The following is a 15,955-nucleotide window of genomic DNA, read 5'->3' as shown; positions in this document are numbered from 1 at the left end:
GCCTGCCGGGCTCAGAAGTTGTAGCGCACGCCCAGGGTGTAGCGCGGGCTCTGGTCGATCACCTTGATCACCTGCTTCTCCGAGCGCCCGTGCCAGCGCACGTCCTCGCTGGTGAGGTTGATCGCTTCGAAGCCGATCGACAGGTTGTCGGTGATGGCGTAGCTCACGCTCAGGTCCAGCTGCTGGTACGGCTCGACGTAGTACGGATTGCGGCTGGCCCCGTTCTGGTTGGCCGCGATCAGGTATTCGTCGCGCCAGTTCCAGGCCAGGCGCGCGCTCCACCCGTACTTCTCGTACATCAGCATGACGTTGGCGGTGTCGCTGAGGCCGAGCAGCGCGAACTGGTCGCGGTCCAGCACCGTGTTGTCGAAGCCGACGTCGCCCTTGACGATGGTGTAGTTGGCGTAGACGCCGAAGCCGGTGTCGCCGAGGAAGTACTGACCACCGAGTTCCCAGCCGTGGATCTTGGCGTTGTTCTGGTTGATCGGACGCGACACGTCGAACTCGTACAGCGGATCGTCCGCCTCGCCGACCAGGTCGTAGGCGTTTTCCAGCGCCAGGGTCTGCGCCGAGCTGCCGTTGTAGGCGCCCAGCCCACCGGTCGCCGCGGCGTTGCGCAGCATCGCCACCGCCGAGAACAGCGAGGTGTCGTTGGCCGAGCAGGCCCCCGCCACGTCGTTGCCGGCGGCACCGACCTGCGCGGCGCAGGCCGCGCTCTGCAGGAACGCCAGCGCCGCCTGCGCGTCCGGTCCGGAGGTGGGATCGCGCAGGCCGTACAGGTTTTCGCGGGTGACGCTGGTGCCGATGAAGTTGGACACGCGCTTGTCCCAGAACGTCAGCGACACGTAGCTGGCGTCGGCGAAGTACCACTCCAGCGCCAGGTCCAGGTTGTTCGATTCCAGCGGATCCAGGCTCGGGTTCTCCGAATTGCCGGCCGCGCGCGTGGACGGATTGACCAGGATCGAGCCGCTCGGCGTGCCCGGGGTCGGCCCGGCGATCAGGTTGGTATACGGCGCCCGCGCGATGCTCTGCCCGAACGAGGCCCGGGCTTTCAGCGTGTCGGTGAGGTTGATGCTGAAATCCAGGTTCGGCAGGACGTGGCTATAGCTGTGCTTTTCGCTGAACGGTTGCAGCTCGGCGGAGCGCAGCAGCTGGAAGTCGTTGTTGGCCTGCCATTCCAGCGCGGTCGGGAGCGCCACCTGCGAGGTGGAGACCACGTCGGTCTTCTCGTAGCGCACGCCGATGCGGGTATTGGTAGTCATGCCGCCGAGCTCGCCGTCGAACTCCAGCTGCATGTAGGCGGCGCGGGTCTTCTCCTCGACCAAGTTGTCGGAGCTGAACTGCGGGTTGTAGCGCGTGGTCGCGCCGTAGGCACTGCCTCCCCACAGCGCCAGCTGGTCGGCATTGCCGCGCCAGGCATTCGGCGCGGCGCCGGAGGCGTTGAAGTCGTTGAACATGCCGGTGATGCTGACCGGCTGCAGCAGATCGATCATGCCCGGCTCGTTGCCGGCATTGGCCACGCTCCAGTCGCCCAGCGTCGAGTTGGTGTCGCTGATGCGCCGGTGCATCGTGGTCTTGGCGCTGTCCACGCCGAACTGGAAGCGGCCGTTGTCGAAGTCGAACTGGCCGTCGACGCGCCCTTCCTTCACCTCCGTCACCTGGCTCTGGTAATAGATGCGCAGCACCTGCGAGCCGATTTCGGCCGGGGAGAAGTCCTGGTTGACCAGGCCGTTGGTCCCGGCGACCGAATCGGCCGCGGTCGGATACCAGGTGCGCGCACCGATCGGCAGGCCGTTGTTGAAGAACAGTTCCTGCGCCCACTGGCCGCCGCATTGCGTGCCGGTGGTGCAGTTGTTGGTGCCGGCATAGCTGAAATAGGTGGCGCTGCCGCCGGTGACCGGATCGTTGGGCAGGCTCTGGGTCTTGGAGTTGTGCGCATCGAAGGTCAGGCGCAGGCGGTCGGTGGCTTGCCAGTCGGCGTTGAAGCCCAGCGAGCCGAGCTTGTACTTCTGCATGTTGCGCTGCTGCTCCATGCCGAAGTCCTTGGCGCCGTTGGGCACGTCGCGCAGGTACACCGGCGTGGCCACCGCCTGCCCGGTGTCGAACACCAGGTCGGTGAAGCTGTTGGCGCGCTGCAGCCAGATGCCCTGCTCGCCGCGGTCCTCGCGGATCTCGTTGCTGGAGTAGGTGTAGTCCAGGGTCAGGGTCAGGCTGTCGGTCGGCGCGAACTGCACCACCGCCTGGCCGTTGAGCCGCTCGCGTTCGAAATCGGCGAAGGCGTAGCGCAGGTCGTTGGGCATGCCGTAGAGCTGGCCGATCGCCGGCGCGTTCTGCACGGTGGCGTCCGGACGCAGCGCCGGATCGGTCCCGGTCCAGCGCTGGATGTTCCAGCCGTTCTCGGTCGCCTGCACCGAACCGCCGCGGCGCTTCTGGTAGCTGCCGCTCAGGCCGATGCCCCAGGTCTTGTCCGGGTTGGTGTAGCTGAAGATGCCGGACACTTCCGGCGTGACCTTGTTGTCGAACGGCTGCGAGTCGTCGTATGCGGCCTTGGCGCCGGCGCTGGCGACCAGGCCTTTGTGATTGAACGGGCGGTCGGTGACGATGTTGATGGTGGCGCCGATGCCGCCGCTGGGCGCATTGGCGCGGCTGGTCTTGTACACCTCCAGGCCGGTGATCGCCTCGGAAGCGAGCTGGGCGAAGTTGAACGCGCGGGTGCCGCCGTCCACGCCGCCGATCGGTACCGCGCCCGGCGCGCCGAATGCGTCGGCGCCGGGAATCACCCGGCCGTTGAGGGTGACCGCATTGAACTGCGGGCCGAAGCCGCGCGCGGTGACCTGCGCGCCTTCGCCGTCGCGGCGCTCGATCGAGATGCCGGTGATGCGCTGCAGCGACTCGGCCAGATTGGTGTCGGGAAACTTGCCGATGTCCTCGGCGCTGATCGCATCGACCACGCCGGCGTTGTCGCGCTTGATCCCCATCGACTGGTTGAGGCTGTTGCGGATGCCGGTGACGCTGACCGTGTCCAGCGTGGTCGCATCGGCAGAGGACTGCTGCTGGCTGGTCTGGGCCTGCGCCTGGGTCTGCGGCGCCTGCTGGGCGAACGCCGGATTGATCACCAGCACCCCGCCGACGAAGGTGAACATGGCCTTGGAGCGGAACTTCTTCAACTGCTGACGCATCAGAATGTCCTCGGTGCTGGAGTCGGACGGGCAACGCCGTCTGCGGCGTACGACGCGGCGAATGCCGACGTCGAAGCGGTCCCTGGTACGTGACACGCATCGCTGCATGCCTGCATGTGATCCCCTACTTCTCGATCGATGGATGGATCGCGCCTTCCCCCGAAGGGCGCCGGGTGCCATCGCACACCCGTTTCCAACCCAGACGCTGACCAAGCCGCCCGCTACAGCGAATGCCGATACGAACCCGAATCGAAAGCCGTGCGGCGCTGGCGCCGCGGCGGGTGACGCGACAACCGCATTTCCCGGCACCTGGCCGAGAGTGATAGCGCTATCACCCGACGGCGCAAACCTAATCCCGTGTGCCGGCGTTTGTCACCGTGCGGCGCAACAAAGCTACGTTATGCGTACATCTGCTGAGATGCAGACCACGATGTAAGCGTTATCAGCGCCGACGTTGCGCAATTCGCGCGGTGTGCGATGGGCGAACGCAGTTGCCGTTGCGCATGTTGATGCGCGCCGCAGGCGTGTGCTTGCAGCGCGTCGCCGAAGCGGGATGACGTGATGGATGCGATGCACTGCGGTAAGCGCAGTGGCATGAATACGTGGCCGACCCGGCGCACGCGACTGTGCGGGCGCTGGTCAGCCCGCAACAGCGCCAGCGCTGCGTCGGCAGCCCGCCCGGCATGTCCGTGGTAACGCGATCTCGCAGCGCGCGGCGAATGCCGGCGCGCCGCGGCGGCTCAGTTCAGCACGCGGCAGAACACCGCTTTCAGATAACGCGATTCCTGCACGTGGGCCATGAACGGGTGGTCGGCGCCGGCACCGGCCACCTTCAGGATCTGGATCGTGCGGCCGGAGAAATACGCGGCGCGGCGCAGCATGTCCAGGAACTCCTGCTCGGCGACCAGGCCGGTGCAGGAGAACGTGGCGAACAGGCCGCCGGGCGCGACCACGCCCAAAGCCAACTTGTTCATGTCCAGGTATTTCTTCAGCGCCGGGATCACCTGGTCGCGGTCGCGGGTCATCTTGGCCGGGTCCAGGATCACCACGTCGTAGCGGTCGCCGCGCACCGCGGCATCGCGCAGGTACGGGAAGATGTCGGCCTGCACGAACTTGAGCCGCACGTCGTTGAGCTTGGCGTTGCCCTTGGCGATCTCGATCACGTCCTCGTCGATGTCCACGCCGACCACCTCCTCGGCACCGCGCACCTTGGCGTAGACGGCGAAGCCGCCGGTGTTGCAGCACAGGTCGAGCACGCGCTTGCCGGCCACCTGCTGGCTCAGCCACTGCCGGTTCTCGCGCTGATCGGCGAAGAAGCCGGTCTTGTGCGCGCCGGCCGGATCGGCGCGGAAACGCACGCCGTATTCGCTGATGATCGCCGGCTCCGGGCGCTCGCCGCTGCTGGATACCGGGCGATAGTCGAAGCTCTCCTGCTTCTGCACGTGCTCCTCGGCGAAGCTGTAGAAGCGCGCGCCGGGGAACTGGGTGCGCAGCGCGGCGTAGATCCAGTCGCGGTAGCGGAACATGCCGGCGCTGAAGAACTCCACCACCAGCAGATCGCCATAGCGGTCCACCACCAGCCCGGACAGGCCGTCGCCTTCGGCATGCACCACGCGCCAGGCATCGGACACCGCGTCCAGCTTCAGCACGTCGCGGCGCAGCGACACCGCCTCGGCGATCTTGCCGGCGAACCAGGCTTCGTCGACGGGCACGTCGCGATCGATCTCCAGGATGCGCACGGCGATGCGCGAATGGCCGTTGTAGAAACCGCGGCCGATCCACTCCCCGTCCACCCCGACCACGTCGACGAGGCTACCCGGCTTGGGCTTGGCGGCGGGTTTTTCGACCAGTTTCTGGAAGATCCACGGATGGCTGGAGCGCCAGGCGTTCTTGAGGCGGACTACGGGCAGGGGAGTATTCATGAACGCCATTGTATCCGCCCCGATTGACGCCACCGCCGCCAGCCGCAAGAATGGGCGCAGAAGGGGAGTAGCTCCCAACGTTGTCGCCGTCAATTCGAGCCAGCAGGCTCCGGTGCAACGGCAGCCAGACCATCGGCTGCGAGCGAGACCTTCGCCGCAGTGGCGAAGGCATTCCCTGGAACGAACCCCATCGTTTCCGTCCAGGACGCCTCGCCGCCGCGGCCCGAGGTTCAACCTTCACTGACGGGAATTCCCCATGCAAACGATAGGCAACGTGTGGTTGTGGAGCGGTTTCGCGATCGTGGTGATCGCGGCGCTGCTGGCGGATCTGGTGCTGATGCGCCACGGCGGTCCGCACAAGGTCACCTTCAAGGAAGCGCTGTGGTGGAGCCTGGGCTGGATCGGGCTGGCGCTGGCGTTCAATGCCGGCCTGTGGTGGTACCTGCGCGAGACCATCGACGTGGCCACCGGCAACCAGTACGGACTGGAGTTCCTGACCGGCTACCTGGTGGAGAAGTCGCTGGCGGTCGACAACATCTTCGTGTTCCTGATGATCATGAGCTACTTCGCGGTGCCGGAGGAGCAGCGCCAGCGCGTGCTGGTGATCGGCGTACTCGGCGCGATCGTGCTGCGCGCGATCATGATCTTCGCCGGCTCGGTGCTGCTGACCAAGTTCCACTGGCTGCTGTACGTGTTCGGCGCGTTCCTGCTGCTGACCGGCATCAAGATGTGGTTCTCAGCGGGCAAGGAGCCGGACCTGGAAGCCAACCCGGTGCTGCGTTTCATGCGCAAGCACCTGCGCCTGACCCCGCAGTACCACGGCAACGCGCTGAGCGTGACCCAGGAAGGCAAGCGCTGGTACACGCCGCTGTTCGCGGTGCTGATGCTGATCGCCATCACCGACGTGATCTTCGCGGTGGACAGCATCCCGGCGATCTTCGCGATCACCACCGATCCGTTCCTGGTGCTGACCTCCAACGTGTTCGCGGTGCTGGGCCTGCGCGCGATGTTCTTCCTGCTGGCGGGCATGGCCGACCGCTTCCACCTGCTGCCGTACGGGCTCGCGATCGTGCTGGTCTTCATCGGCACCAAGATGCTGATCATCGACCTGTACAAGATCCCGGTGCTGGTCTCGCTGCTGGCGGTGGCGCTGATCATCGGCGCGACGGTGGCGCTGAGCCTGCTGCGCCCGGCCAAGCCGGCGCACTGAGGCGCGCCGCGGCCGCGGGATTGTCCCGCGGCCGCGGCCAGTCCCTCCCACCGGCGGCGCCTTGCCTTGGGCGATGGGCGCCGCCATCCAGGGACCATGGACACTTCTCCGCTCTCCCCGTCCCCGCCTGCCGACGATGCGCAGGCGCAGGACCGCTTCGACCGGGCCCGGATCCTGCGCGCCTTCAACGCCAGCCTCGCCCTGATCGCGGTGCTGGTGGCGGTGTTCGCCAGCCAGGGCCTGTTCGACTGGCGGCCGTGGTCGGTGGGGCCGCAGCAGGCCAGCGGCCTGCTCGGGCTGCTGACCGCGCCCTTGCTGCACGGGTCGCTGGAACACCTGGCCGCCAATGCCGGCGCGCTGCTGATCCTGGGCACCCTGGCCGGCAGCGTGTACCCGCGTGCCACCCTGGCGGCGCTGCCGCTGCTGTGGCTGGGCTCGGGCCTGGGCGCATGGCTGCTCGGCGAACCCGGCAGCCACCATCTGGGCGCCAGCGGCGTCACCCACGGCCTGCTGTTCCTGGTGTTCGTGCTGGGACTGCTGCGCCGCGACCGCGCCGCGATCGCCGCCAGCATGATCGCGTTCCTGTTCTACGGCGGCATGCTGGTGACGGTGCTGCCGCATGAGGCCGGCGTGTCCTGGCAGTCGCACCTGGGCGGCGCACTGGGCGGCGCGGTCGCGGCCCTGCTGCTGCGCCACCGCGACCCGCTGCCGCCGCGCAAGCGCTACAGCTGGGAAGACGAGGACGAAGAAACCCTGGCGCCCTTGCACGACGAGTTGGAGCCGCCTCCGCCGGCGCAGGTGCCGGTGCTGTGGCAACCGCCCTCGGTGCCGCGCGGGGTGGTGTTGCGCTTCCCGCCGCGGCAGGAGCGCGACGAGGGCTGAGGCCTCCGCAGCGGACGTGGCGACCCCGCTGCGCAGTACGACAGCCGCTGCCTGCCTGCTGCGCTTCGCCGTGGGAGGCAAGCGCTGGAGCATGCGCCCAGGTGTTTGCGGTTGGCGCGGGCTTTTTGTGGGAGCGACTTCGGTCGCGACGCATTACCGATAAGGCCCGTCGCGACTGAAGGGCACCTCTAATGACCCCAAAGAGCTCGGCCTAAGCGTTCGCAAGTGATTGATGTGCCTAGCGTGCAATTCTCGGAATCGAGGTTATTAGAGGTGCCCTGAAGTCGCTCCACAAGTTCGCCGCCCGCTCGGCATGATTGCTGCCGTCCCGGTCCAATACCGCCTCGCGCGCACGCTGGCTGCATCGACCTGGCTGCTGCAGGCAGTACCGCTCCAGACCCGCCGACCTGCGCCATGGCGGCCTGCCGCGCCACGGCACCGGCCGTACACTGGCCGATCCCTCGCCGCCCGCCCCAGATCGCATGCCCGCATCCCCTGCCTTCCGTTCCCGTTCTGCCGCCCTCGCCCTGCTGGCGCTCGCGCTCGCCGGCTGCAGCACGTCGCCCGCGCGTGCGCCGGCGGCACCGGACCAGGCGATGGCCGCGGCCGAGCCGGGCAAGGCGGTCGGCTACCTCGCGCCTGCCGCGGTCCCGGCCAGCCTGCAGCTGGTGCCGGCGCCGCCGGCCGAGAATTCGCCCGGGCAGGCGCTGGACCAGGCGGTGAACCGCGAGGCGCTGGCGCTGCGCGGCAGTGCGCGCTGGCAACAGGCCGCACGCGACGCGGATCTGAGCTTCCCGGCCGGCGCCGGCCAGTTCGCCTGCGCGCTGGGCGTGTCCATCGATGCGCAGCGCACCCCGCACCTGTACACCTTGCTGGAACGCAGCCGCATCGACGCCAGCGCCGCGACCAAGGCGGCCAAGAACCACTACCGGCGGCCGCGCCCGTTCATGCTCAACCAGCAACCGGTCTGCACCCCGGACGACGAGGACGGGCTGCGCCACAGCGGCGCCTATCCTTCCGGGCACAGCGCCATCGGCTGGGCCTGGGCACTGATCCTCGGCGAGCTCGCGCCCGACCGCGCCGACGCCTTGATCGCGCGCGGCCGCAACTACGGCGAAAGCCGGCTGGTGTGCAACGTACACTGGCAGAGCGACGTGCTGGCCGGCCGCTTCATGGGCGCGGCGACGGTGGCCCGCCTGCATGCCGACCCGGCGTTCCGCGCCGATCTGGAGGACGCGCGCAAGGAGATTGCCGCCGCGCGCGCGCAGGGCCTGACGCCGGCCCAGGACTGCGCCGCGGAAGCCGCGACCCTGCAGGTGCGGCCGGAGAGCGCGCTGTAGGGCGCTGCGGTGATTGATCGATCGGTCGCGGCTGAAGCCGCTCCTACAAAGGCGTGCGTGCCGCTTGTACTTGTCCAGGCTCGCTTTTCTGTAGGAGCGGCTTCAGCCGCGACGCTTTTCGATCCGGGATAGCGCCGCTTCGTTTCGTCGTGATTGACGTTGCTCCATTCGGCGAACATCCCACCCATGCCTTTGGGCAGATGCGAACCGACCGGGACGGCGGGCTAGACTCGCCGCAGATTTCCGCCAAGGACCTGCAGCCATGACCCAGTGGTATTTCCTGACCGGCAGCGAGCAGACCCGCTCCGGCCCGTTCGACGACGCCGATGCCATCGCCTTCGCCCGCACCAACCCCGCCGCCATGGCCTGGCGCCAGGGCCAGAGCGGCTGGAAACCGGCCAACCAGATCGACGACCTGCGCGGCGCGAGCGCGGCCAGCCTGCCGCCGGACCTGCCGCCCCCGCCCGGCGGCAGCGGTCGCGCCGACGACATCGATTTCCGCATCGTCGGCCACGAGATGCAGTTCGTGGAGATCGAGCTGGATCCGGGCGAGAGCGCGGTCGCCGAGGCCGGCGCGCTGATGTTCAAGGACGCCGTGGTGCAGATGGACACCGTGTTCGGCGATGGCTCCAACAACCAGGGCGGCGGGCTGATGGGCAAGCTGTTCTCGGCCGGCAAGCGCCTGGTCACCGGCGAGAGCCTGTTCACCACCGTGTTCACCCACCAGGGCCAGGGCAAGGCCAAGGTCGCCTTCGCCGCGCCGTATCCCGGCACGGTGCTGGCGATGAAGCTGGACCAGCACGGCGGCCGCCTGATCTGCCAGAAGGACAGCTTCCTGGCCGGCGCGCGCGGCGTGTCGCTGGGCATCCACTTCCAGCGCAAGATCATGACCGGCCTGTTCGGCGGCGAGGGCTTCATCATGCAGAAGCTGGAAGGCGACGGCTGGGTGTTCGTGCATGCCGGCGGCTGCGTGGTCGAGCGCGAGCTGACCGCCGGCGAACGCCTGGACGTGGACACCGGCTGCGTGGTCGCGTTCCATTCCACGGTGGACATGGACGTGCGCCCGGTCAGCGGCATCAAGAGCATGTTCTTCGGCGGCGAAGGCATGTTCCTGGCCACGCTGACCGGCCCGGGCAAGGTGTGGCTGCAATCGCTGCCGTTCTCGCGCCTGGCCGGACGCATGTTCGCCGCCGCGCCGCAGGGCGGCGGGCAGAACCGCGGCGAAGGCTCGGTGCTCGGCGGCCTGGGCCGGATGCTGGACGGCGACAACAACTTCTGAGTTGCGGGTGAGCGGCGCATGCGTGCACCGCTCACCCCGGCACGACCGCCTCCAGCAGTTCGTCGCGCAACCACTGTTCCAGCACCCGCCCGACCAGCGCCGGATCGTCGTCAGGCGCATGCCGGCACAACGCACCGAAGCGCAATCCGGCCAGGCCATCGCGCAGCATGCGCGCCTCCAGCGGCGACATGCTCTGGAAATAGGGCGACAAGCCCTTGCGCCAGACCCGGATCGTCACAGCTTCGGACAGGCGTACCGCCGCAGGCGGCGCACGCCCCTCCGACAGTGCCAGCCAGATCGCAGCGGCGTTGCTGCGCATGCGGCGACGGCGCAGGGTCGGCACGAAGCGCAGGCGCGCCTGCTCCCAGTCCACGCCGGCCAGTGCCGCCAGCGTCACCGGCGCCGCGTCGACCCCATCGAAAGCGCGGCGCAGGGCCAGGTCGAGCCAGGCCAGGTCGGCAAGTTCCGGGCGCTCGGGATGGCACACGCGCAGGTAGGCACCGAAGCGGTCGCCGTAGGCGCCAAGGTTCCAGGCAGAAGGAGGATGCCGCGCCACGTAGCCGGCCGCGGCCGCGTCGAACGCGACCTCGCCCAGCCAGGCCAGGGTGGTGGCGTAGGTGTCGCGCAACGCGTCGCCGAGCTGCGCGCGGTAGGCATGCCGATACACGCGCAGGCCCGGGCGCTGGCGCGCATCCAGGCAGGTATCCGCATCGGCCGCGGGGTCGCGCAGCCAACCCGAGAAGCGGCGCTGCAGGTCGAGCAGGCTCATGCGGCCGCGCGTGCCGCGTTGGCGGCGATGCGCCGGGCGATCTGCAGCTCGTCCAGCAACTCGGACAGCGGCGGGATCCGGTCGTCGCGCTCGATCATGGTCGCCATCGCGCCGATACGCCGGCACACCGTCGCGTACAGCGCCCACACCGGGTCGCAGACGGGGTGGTCGTGGGTATCGATCAACAGCTCGCGGCCCTGGCTATGTCCGGCCAGGTGCACCTGGCGTATCCGGTCCCAGGGCAGCGCGTCCAGATAGGCCTGCGGATCGGCACCATGGTTGACGGCGCTGACGTAGACATTGTTGACGTCGAGCAGCAGATAGCAGCCGGTGCGTGCGCACACCTCGCGCAGGAACGCCGCTTCGCTCATTGCGCCTGCGAAGGCCAGATAGGTGGACGGGTTCTCAAGCAGCAATGGCCGCTCCAGCACGTCCTGGGCGTGGGCGATGTTGGCGCAAACGACGTCCAGCGCTTCGCCGTCGTAGGGCAGCGGCAGCAGATCGTGCGAATTGAATCCTGCGACCGCGCTCCAGCTCAGATGGTCGGAGACCCACAGCGGGCGCACGCGCCGCGTGAGGTGCTTGAGCCGCAGCAGATAGTCGCGATCGAGTCCATCGGCCGAGCCCAGCGACATGGACACGCCGTGCAGCGCCACCGGGTAGCGCTCGCGCACCCGGTCCAGTACGTGCAGCGGCCGGCCGCCGGCAACCATGAAGTTCTCCGAGATCGCCTCGACGAAATCCAGTGCGGGCGGCTCCTCGAGATACAGCGGATAGTGCGGCGGGCGCAGGCCCAACCCGAAGCCGTGGAAAGGCGCGATCGTGTCCATCTGGCGCAAGGTCTCGTTGGTCGTCCCGGCCGGACGCGTGGCGCCGGCCGGAACAGAGGTGTCGCCTCAGGCGGCGGGCGCGGTCAGCGAGCCGCCGGCCGACTTGCACTGCTTCACCGTCACATCCTTGAAGCCCTGGCCCTTGCACGCGTTCTGACCCTTGCACTCGTGGCTGCCGGATTTGCAATCGGACTGGCCCTTGCAGCTGTTGATGCCATAGCAGGCGACGAGCTTGGCATCGCCCTTGGCGGCGGCGCTGGCGGTGGCCGGAACGCTGGCCGCGGCGACGGCAAGCAGGGCGGCGGTGGCGGCGAAGCCGGTAACGGTACGGGTAGCGATCATGGACGTTCCTCGGTGATGGACGGATGCCGAATTGGCAGCAGGTACTTCGGCGCAAGCGTCGCCGCGGTTACAGCGCGATACGACAATCATGCGATGCGCAGCAGCCGGTCCAGCGATACGCGGCCGGCACCGCGAAAGATCAGGTACGACAGCAGCGCGGCCCAGCTCAGGTGCGTGGGCCAGGCATCGGGATAGACGAAGATCTCGATCACCGCGGTCATGCCCAGCAACGCCAGCGCCGACAGCCGCGTGCACAGGCCCAACACCAGCAGCAACGGGAACAGGTGCTCCGAGTAGGCGGCCAGGTGCGCGGCCAGTTCCGGCGCAAGCAGCGGCACGCGGTAGTCCTCGCGGAACAGCGCGTAGGTGCTGTCGGTGATGGTCAGCACGCCGCTGACCTTGGTGCGTCCGGACAGGAAGAAGATCGCGGCGATCGACAGCCGGAACAGCAGTGCCAGCGCCGAATGGCCGACCCGCTGCGACACCGCGGCGGCAAGACGATTCCACGCGGCACGCGGGTCCGCGGAAGCGAGAAGAGACGTCATGGAATTCCTTGCATGGAAGAGAGGTCGAGGGAAGAAAACGCGCCGGCACCCAGCAGCGCCGCGAAGGTGTCGGCCAGCGCCAGCGTGGGCTCGGCCTGCTGCGCCTGCGCTGCCGCGGCCTGCAGCGTGGCGCCGCCGCGGCAGGCCTGCAGCAGCACGCAACCACCCAGGCCCAGCGCATGCCGATGCACCTGACCGCCATGCCGCAGCAGCAGTGCGCCTTCGCCGCGCCACGCAAGCTCGGGCACCGGCGCCGCATCGCGCTGCGCACACCAGATCGAGTACACCGGCAACGCCTCGAACCAATGCCAGCGCGCGCTCGGATGCACGGTCAGGCGCGCGGCCGCCAGTTGTTCGCCAGGCAAGGCGGCCACGGCCTGCGGATCGAGGACGGCGGCGTCGGCCGCGACATGCGCCTCGCGCCAGCTGCGATCCAGTTGCGCCACACCCGGCAGATAAGGCAACTGCCCGGCCTCGGGAAGCGCGGCGAGAAACGCATCGAAGTCGCCGCCGTAGTGCAGCAGGCGCACATCGTCGGGCGGGCTGCGCCGGGCATAGGCACGCGCCGCGTCCTCGAACCATGCCGCTCCCACCAGCCGCTCCACGCTCGGAAAATTCGCCTGCAACGCCTCGATGCAGGCGCGCAGCACGGTGTTGCGGTAGATGCGGAATCCCGGTTGCGCTGCCAGCCCGGCGGCATCGCCATCGCCGTACAGCGCGCGCACGAACCCGTCCTGGAACTGCGCCAATGCGCTCATGCCGCCCACCGCCGCCGCGTCGCGGCCCGCTCCAGCAGCCGCTGCGCACGATCGCGCTCCAGCAGCAGCGCATCGAATGCGGGTACGTTGCCATCGCGCTCGATCAAGGTCGGTCGCGGCCCGGCGATGTCCAGGAAATGCGCGTACAGGTCCCAGACGGCGGCATCCACCGGCGCGTCGTGCGAATCGATCAGCAGCGTCCGCGCGTCCGCCGCATCCTCGGCATGGCCGGCCACATGCACTTCCACCACCGCATCGGCGGGGAAGGCATGCAGGTAGGCGTAGGCGTCGAACCCCAGGTTGTGCGCGCTGACATGGACATTGTTGATGTCCAGCAATAGCCGGCAACCGCTGCGCCGCACCAGTTCGGCCAGGAAATCCGGTTCGCTCCAGGTGTGCCCGGGCAGCTCCAGATAGTGGCTAGGATTCTCGATCGCCAAGAGGCGGCCGAGCGCCTCCTGCGCCCGCTGCACATTGGCCACCACGCGGGCCAGCGCCGCGGCGCTGCGCGGTACCGGCAACAGGTCCGGATGGTAGCGGCCGCGCCAGGCCGACCAGGCCAGGTGCTCGGACACCTGCCACGGCTGGACCCGCTCGGCGAGCGCGGCCAGGCGGCGCAGGTGCCGCGCATCCGGATCGGCATCGGCCGCCAGCGACAGCGACACGCCGTGCAGCGACAGCGGGTGGCGCGCGGCGATCGCGGCGAGCCAGGCCAGCCGCGGCCCGCCCTGGACCAGGTAGTTCTCCGGGTGCACCTCGAACCACAGCCCCGGCGCAGGGCAGTCCAGCGCCTGCGCGTAGTGCTGCGGCTTCAGGCCGATGCCGGCGCCGAGCTGCACGGCCGTGGCGCCGCGCTCAGCCGTCGACCGGGGTGAGCGTGCCGTGGCCTTTCGGTGTCTTGATGCCGACGCAGGTGCCGGCCGGCACGTTCTTCCAGGCATTGCCTTGGTAGTCGCGCTTCGACGTGCCCGCGCAACTGGTGCCCGCACCGGCTTTGCAATCGTTCTGGCCGGCCTTGGCGATGCCGTAGCACTTCTCCATCGGCTTGGGCGGCGCGGAGGGATTGGCGCCCTGTGCCATCGCGGCTCCGGCGACGAGGGCGGCCAGGGTCAGGGTTGCCGCGGCGGCGTTGCGTACGTTCATGGGAATGCTCCTGCGGAAAAGGGAATGGACGGGCCGGGCGCACGCTGCGGCCCGGTTCCTCCTGCATTCGCGGCGAACGCCGCAGCGGTTACAGCCGGCCGCCCATGCGCGGAAAAAATATTCGGCCGACGGCTGTAACCGCCACCGCGCATGCGACGAACTACCGCGGTCATGACCAGAGACAAGAAGCGACAGTGAACAGCCAGACACCGGTGGCGGCCGTGACCGCATGGCCTGCGCCCGCGGCGCCATGCGTCGCGGCGGTGGGCGCGTGCGTGGCGCGCCTGGCACGGCCGAGTGCGGCACCAGGCGCGGCCAGGGTGGCGTCGGCACCAACGGGCCGACGTCCGGTGCGACTCCAGCGGCAAGGCCATTGCCGTCGTATCCTGCCTGTCCGGCGTGCGCCAGGCCGCCTTGGAGAACGCTGCATGCCGATCCGCCGTTCCCGCCGCGTCCCGTCCCAGGCCGCCGGCCGCGTGGCGCGATGAGCCGGCTGGACGCGCTGCAGGCGGTGGAAGTGCGTCTGCGCCTGTTGTTCGTGGCCGGCCTGGAGGGCGACGCGCGCGACTACCGCACGTTCCTGGACGAACTCAGCGCCCACTTGCGCGCTTTCCTGCGCCGCCGCCTGCACCACGCGCCCGATGACGTCGAGGACATCTTGCAAGAGACCCTGCTGGCCATCCACAACAGCCGCCACACCTACCGCCGCAGCGAACCGCTGACCGCGTGGGTGTATGCGGTCGCCCGCTACAAGCTGCTGGACTTCTACCGGGCGCACGCGCGCAAGCGCCCGCTGCAGTTGCCACTGGACGCCGCGGACGATCTGTTCGCGCATGCCGACGACGCGCCGGCGCACGCCCGCCATGAGATCGGCCGGCTGCTGCAGCAATTGCCGGACCGGCACCGCCTGCCGATCGTGCACGTGAAGCTGCAGGGCCTGTCGGTCAGCGAGACCGCCCGGCTGACCGGCATGTCCGAATCCGCGGTCAAGGTCGGCGTGCATCGCGGACTCAAGGCGCTGGCGCTGAAGATCAGGAGTACGACATGAAGACCGATGAATTGATTGCGCTGCTGGCGCAGGAACCGCTGCGCGTGGACCGGCATGCCTCCGCCCGGCGATTCGCGTTGGCGCTGCCATGCGGGCTGCTGGGTGCGCTGCTGTTGGCGGCAGCCGTCTTCGGTCTCCGCCCGGACCTGACGGTCGCCGCTGCGCATCCGGCGTTCTGGGCGAAGCTGAGCTTCGCCACCTGCATGGCCGCCGGTGCCGGCTTGGCGACCTGGCGCCTGGCCACGCCGGGGAGGCGGGTCGGCGCCGCCGCCATCGCGATCGGCGTCCCGGTCGTCACGTTGTGGATCGCGGCCATCGCCGCGCTGTGGGCGGCGCCGGCGGAACTGCGCCTGCCGTTGCTGCAGGGCCAGAGTTGGCACAGTTGCCCGTTCAACATCGCGCTGCTGTCGATTCCGACCTTCGCCAGCGTGTTCTGGGCCTTGCGCGGACTGGCGCCGACCCGCCTGCGCGCGGCCGGCGCGGCCGGCGGACTGCTCGGCGGCGCCCTGGCGACCACGGCCTATTGCCTGCATTGCCCGGAGATGGCGGTCCCGTTCTGGGCGCTGTGGTACGTGCTGGGGATGGCGCTGCCGACCGCGCTCGGCGCCGCCCTCGGCCCGCGCCTGCTGCGCTGGTAGCCGGCGGCGCGTTCGCTCGGCGCCGCGTGCGCCAGCTGGCATGACCTCCGGTCGTGGGCGGTGCAGGCCG

The 15,955-nt window shown here is 69.1% G+C and carries 15 protein-coding genes; 6 read left to right on the top strand and 9 right to left on the bottom strand.

Going from position 1 to position 15,955, the window contains the following annotated elements; genetic code table 11:
• Nucleotides 1-11 precede the first annotated feature (11 nt).
• Together HEP74_RS00560 and HEP74_RS00555 are read right to left on the bottom strand one after the other, a co-directional pair.
• On the bottom strand, nucleotides 12-3,179 hold the full coding sequence (locus tag HEP74_RS00560) for a TonB-dependent receptor (protein WP_185814732.1): 3,168 nt from the start codon (nucleotides 3,177-3,179) through the stop codon (nucleotides 12-14).
• A gap of 740 nt (nucleotides 3,180-3,919) precedes the next feature.
• A complete protein-coding gene (locus tag HEP74_RS00555) occupies nucleotides 3,920-5,101 on the bottom strand; it encodes a class I SAM-dependent rRNA methyltransferase (protein WP_185814731.1) in 1,182 nt (393 codons plus the stop codon).
• A gap of 256 nt (nucleotides 5,102-5,357) precedes the next feature.
• Between HEP74_RS00555 and HEP74_RS00550 the strand changes: the two genes are divergently transcribed.
• The 4 genes from HEP74_RS00550 to HEP74_RS00535 all read left to right on the top strand — a co-directional run bounded on the left by HEP74_RS00550 (nucleotide 5,358) and on the right by HEP74_RS00535 (nucleotide 9,812).
• Complete coding sequence (locus tag HEP74_RS00550; RefSeq protein WP_179570442.1) at nucleotides 5,358-6,311, top strand: TerC family protein; 954 nt, start codon at nucleotides 5,358-5,360, stop codon at nucleotides 6,309-6,311.
• A gap of 96 nt (nucleotides 6,312-6,407) precedes the next feature.
• Complete coding sequence (locus HEP74_RS00545; RefSeq protein ID WP_185814730.1) at nucleotides 6,408-7,193, top strand: rhomboid family intramembrane serine protease; 786 nt, start codon at nucleotides 6,408-6,410, stop codon at nucleotides 7,191-7,193.
• A 482-nt stretch (nucleotides 7,194-7,675) separates the two neighbouring features.
• The gene (locus HEP74_RS00540) at nucleotides 7,676-8,533 is read left to right on the top strand and encodes an acid phosphatase (protein ID WP_185814729.1); all 858 of its coding nucleotides are present in this window, start codon (nucleotides 7,676-7,678) and stop codon (nucleotides 8,531-8,533) included.
• A 262-nt stretch (nucleotides 8,534-8,795) separates the two neighbouring features.
• Nucleotides 8,796-9,812, top strand: coding sequence for a TIGR00266 family protein (locus HEP74_RS00535; protein ID WP_185814728.1), 1,017 nt, complete (start codon nucleotides 8,796-8,798; stop codon nucleotides 9,810-9,812).
• Between the two features lie 31 nt (nucleotides 9,813-9,843).
• Here the strand turns inward: HEP74_RS00535 and HEP74_RS00530 are convergent, their stop codons facing one another.
• From HEP74_RS00530 to bufA1, 7 genes are all read right to left on the bottom strand, one after another.
• On the bottom strand, nucleotides 9,844-10,581 hold the full coding sequence (locus HEP74_RS00530; RefSeq protein ID WP_185814727.1) for an HvfC/BufC N-terminal domain-containing protein: 738 nt from the start codon (nucleotides 10,579-10,581) through the stop codon (nucleotides 9,844-9,846).
• Nucleotides 10,578-11,411: an MNIO family bufferin maturase gene (gene bufB, locus HEP74_RS00525; RefSeq protein WP_185814726.1), complete on the bottom strand. Its 834-nt coding sequence runs from the start codon at nucleotides 11,409-11,411 to the stop codon at nucleotides 10,578-10,580. Before bufB (HEP74_RS00525) ends, HEP74_RS00530 begins: the two co-directional genes overlap by 4 nt.
• A gap of 66 nt (nucleotides 11,412-11,477) precedes the next feature.
• Complete coding sequence (gene bufA2 / locus HEP74_RS00520) at nucleotides 11,478-11,753, bottom strand: BufA2 family periplasmic bufferin-type metallophore (protein WP_185814725.1); 276 nt, start codon at nucleotides 11,751-11,753, stop codon at nucleotides 11,478-11,480.
• A gap of 86 nt (nucleotides 11,754-11,839) precedes the next feature.
• Nucleotides 11,840-12,298: a DoxX family protein gene (locus HEP74_RS00515; RefSeq protein WP_185814724.1), complete on the bottom strand. Its 459-nt coding sequence runs from the start codon at nucleotides 12,296-12,298 to the stop codon at nucleotides 11,840-11,842.
• Nucleotides 12,295-13,056, bottom strand: coding sequence for an HvfC/BufC N-terminal domain-containing protein (locus tag HEP74_RS00510; protein ID WP_185814723.1), 762 nt, complete (start codon nucleotides 13,054-13,056; stop codon nucleotides 12,295-12,297). The genes HEP74_RS00515 and HEP74_RS00510 overlap by 4 nt, the downstream gene beginning before the upstream one ends.
• Nucleotides 13,053-13,895: an MNIO family bufferin maturase gene (bufB, locus tag HEP74_RS00505; protein ID WP_221893147.1), complete on the bottom strand. Its 843-nt coding sequence runs from the start codon at nucleotides 13,893-13,895 to the stop codon at nucleotides 13,053-13,055. Before bufB (HEP74_RS00505) ends, HEP74_RS00510 begins: the two co-directional genes overlap by 4 nt.
• A gap of 16 nt (nucleotides 13,896-13,911) precedes the next feature.
• Nucleotides 13,912-14,199, bottom strand: coding sequence for a BufA1 family periplasmic bufferin-type metallophore (gene bufA1, locus HEP74_RS00500; RefSeq protein ID WP_185814721.1), 288 nt, complete (start codon nucleotides 14,197-14,199; stop codon nucleotides 13,912-13,914).
• A 484-nt stretch (nucleotides 14,200-14,683) separates the two neighbouring features.
• On the opposite strand from bufA1, the gene HEP74_RS00495 reads away from it, so the two are divergent.
• Together HEP74_RS00495 and HEP74_RS00490 are read left to right on the top strand one after the other, a co-directional pair.
• On the top strand, nucleotides 14,684-15,247 hold the full coding sequence (locus HEP74_RS00495; protein ID WP_185814720.1) for a sigma-70 family RNA polymerase sigma factor: 564 nt from the start codon (nucleotides 14,684-14,686) through the stop codon (nucleotides 15,245-15,247).
• On the top strand, nucleotides 15,244-15,885 hold the full coding sequence (locus HEP74_RS00490; protein ID WP_185814719.1) for an NrsF family protein: 642 nt from the start codon (nucleotides 15,244-15,246) through the stop codon (nucleotides 15,883-15,885). Before HEP74_RS00495 ends, HEP74_RS00490 begins: the two co-directional genes overlap by 4 nt.
• The last annotated feature ends 70 nt before the right edge of the window (nucleotides 15,886-15,955 follow it).

The sequence above is a fragment of the Xanthomonas sp. SS genome, from assembly GCF_014236835.1.
GTDB lineage: Bacteria > Pseudomonadota > Gammaproteobacteria > Xanthomonadales > Xanthomonadaceae > Xanthomonas_A.
Note: the sequence above shows the minus strand (reverse complement) of the source record. Positions and strands in the feature narration are given on the sequence as shown.

Excerpts from the sequence above, each read along its gene's own strand:
- HEP74_RS00560 (WP_185814732.1), bottom strand. The coding sequence starts at position 3,179 with ATGCGTCAGCAGTTGAAGAAGTTCCGCTCCAAGGCCATGTTCACCTTC.
- HEP74_RS00555 (WP_185814731.1), bottom strand. The coding sequence starts at position 5,101 with ATGAATACTCCCCTGCCCGTAGTCCGCCTCAAGAACGCCTGGCGCTCC.
- HEP74_RS00550 (WP_179570442.1), top strand. The coding sequence starts at position 5,358 with ATGCAAACGATAGGCAACGTGTGGTTGTGGAGCGGTTTCGCGATCGTG.
- HEP74_RS00545 (WP_185814730.1), top strand. The coding sequence starts at position 6,408 with ATGGACACTTCTCCGCTCTCCCCGTCCCCGCCTGCCGACGATGCGCAG.
- HEP74_RS00540 (WP_185814729.1), top strand. The coding sequence starts at position 7,676 with ATGCCCGCATCCCCTGCCTTCCGTTCCCGTTCTGCCGCCCTCGCCCTG.
- HEP74_RS00535 (WP_185814728.1), top strand. The coding sequence starts at position 8,796 with ATGACCCAGTGGTATTTCCTGACCGGCAGCGAGCAGACCCGCTCCGGC.
- HEP74_RS00530 (WP_185814727.1), bottom strand. The coding sequence starts at position 10,581 with ATGAGCCTGCTCGACCTGCAGCGCCGCTTCTCGGGTTGGCTGCGCGAC.
- bufB (WP_185814726.1), bottom strand. The coding sequence starts at position 11,411 with ATGGACACGATCGCGCCTTTCCACGGCTTCGGGTTGGGCCTGCGCCCG.
- bufA2 (WP_185814725.1), bottom strand. The coding sequence starts at position 11,753 with ATGATCGCTACCCGTACCGTTACCGGCTTCGCCGCCACCGCCGCCCTG.
- HEP74_RS00515 (WP_185814724.1), bottom strand. The coding sequence starts at position 12,298 with ATGACGTCTCTTCTCGCTTCCGCGGACCCGCGTGCCGCGTGGAATCGT.
- HEP74_RS00510 (WP_185814723.1), bottom strand. The coding sequence starts at position 13,056 with ATGAGCGCATTGGCGCAGTTCCAGGACGGGTTCGTGCGCGCGCTGTAC.
- bufA1 (WP_185814721.1), bottom strand. The coding sequence starts at position 14,199 with ATGAACGTACGCAACGCCGCCGCGGCAACCCTGACCCTGGCCGCCCTC.
- HEP74_RS00495 (WP_185814720.1), top strand. The coding sequence starts at position 14,684 with ATGAGCCGGCTGGACGCGCTGCAGGCGGTGGAAGTGCGTCTGCGCCTG.
- HEP74_RS00490 (WP_185814719.1), top strand. The coding sequence starts at position 15,244 with ATGAAGACCGATGAATTGATTGCGCTGCTGGCGCAGGAACCGCTGCGC.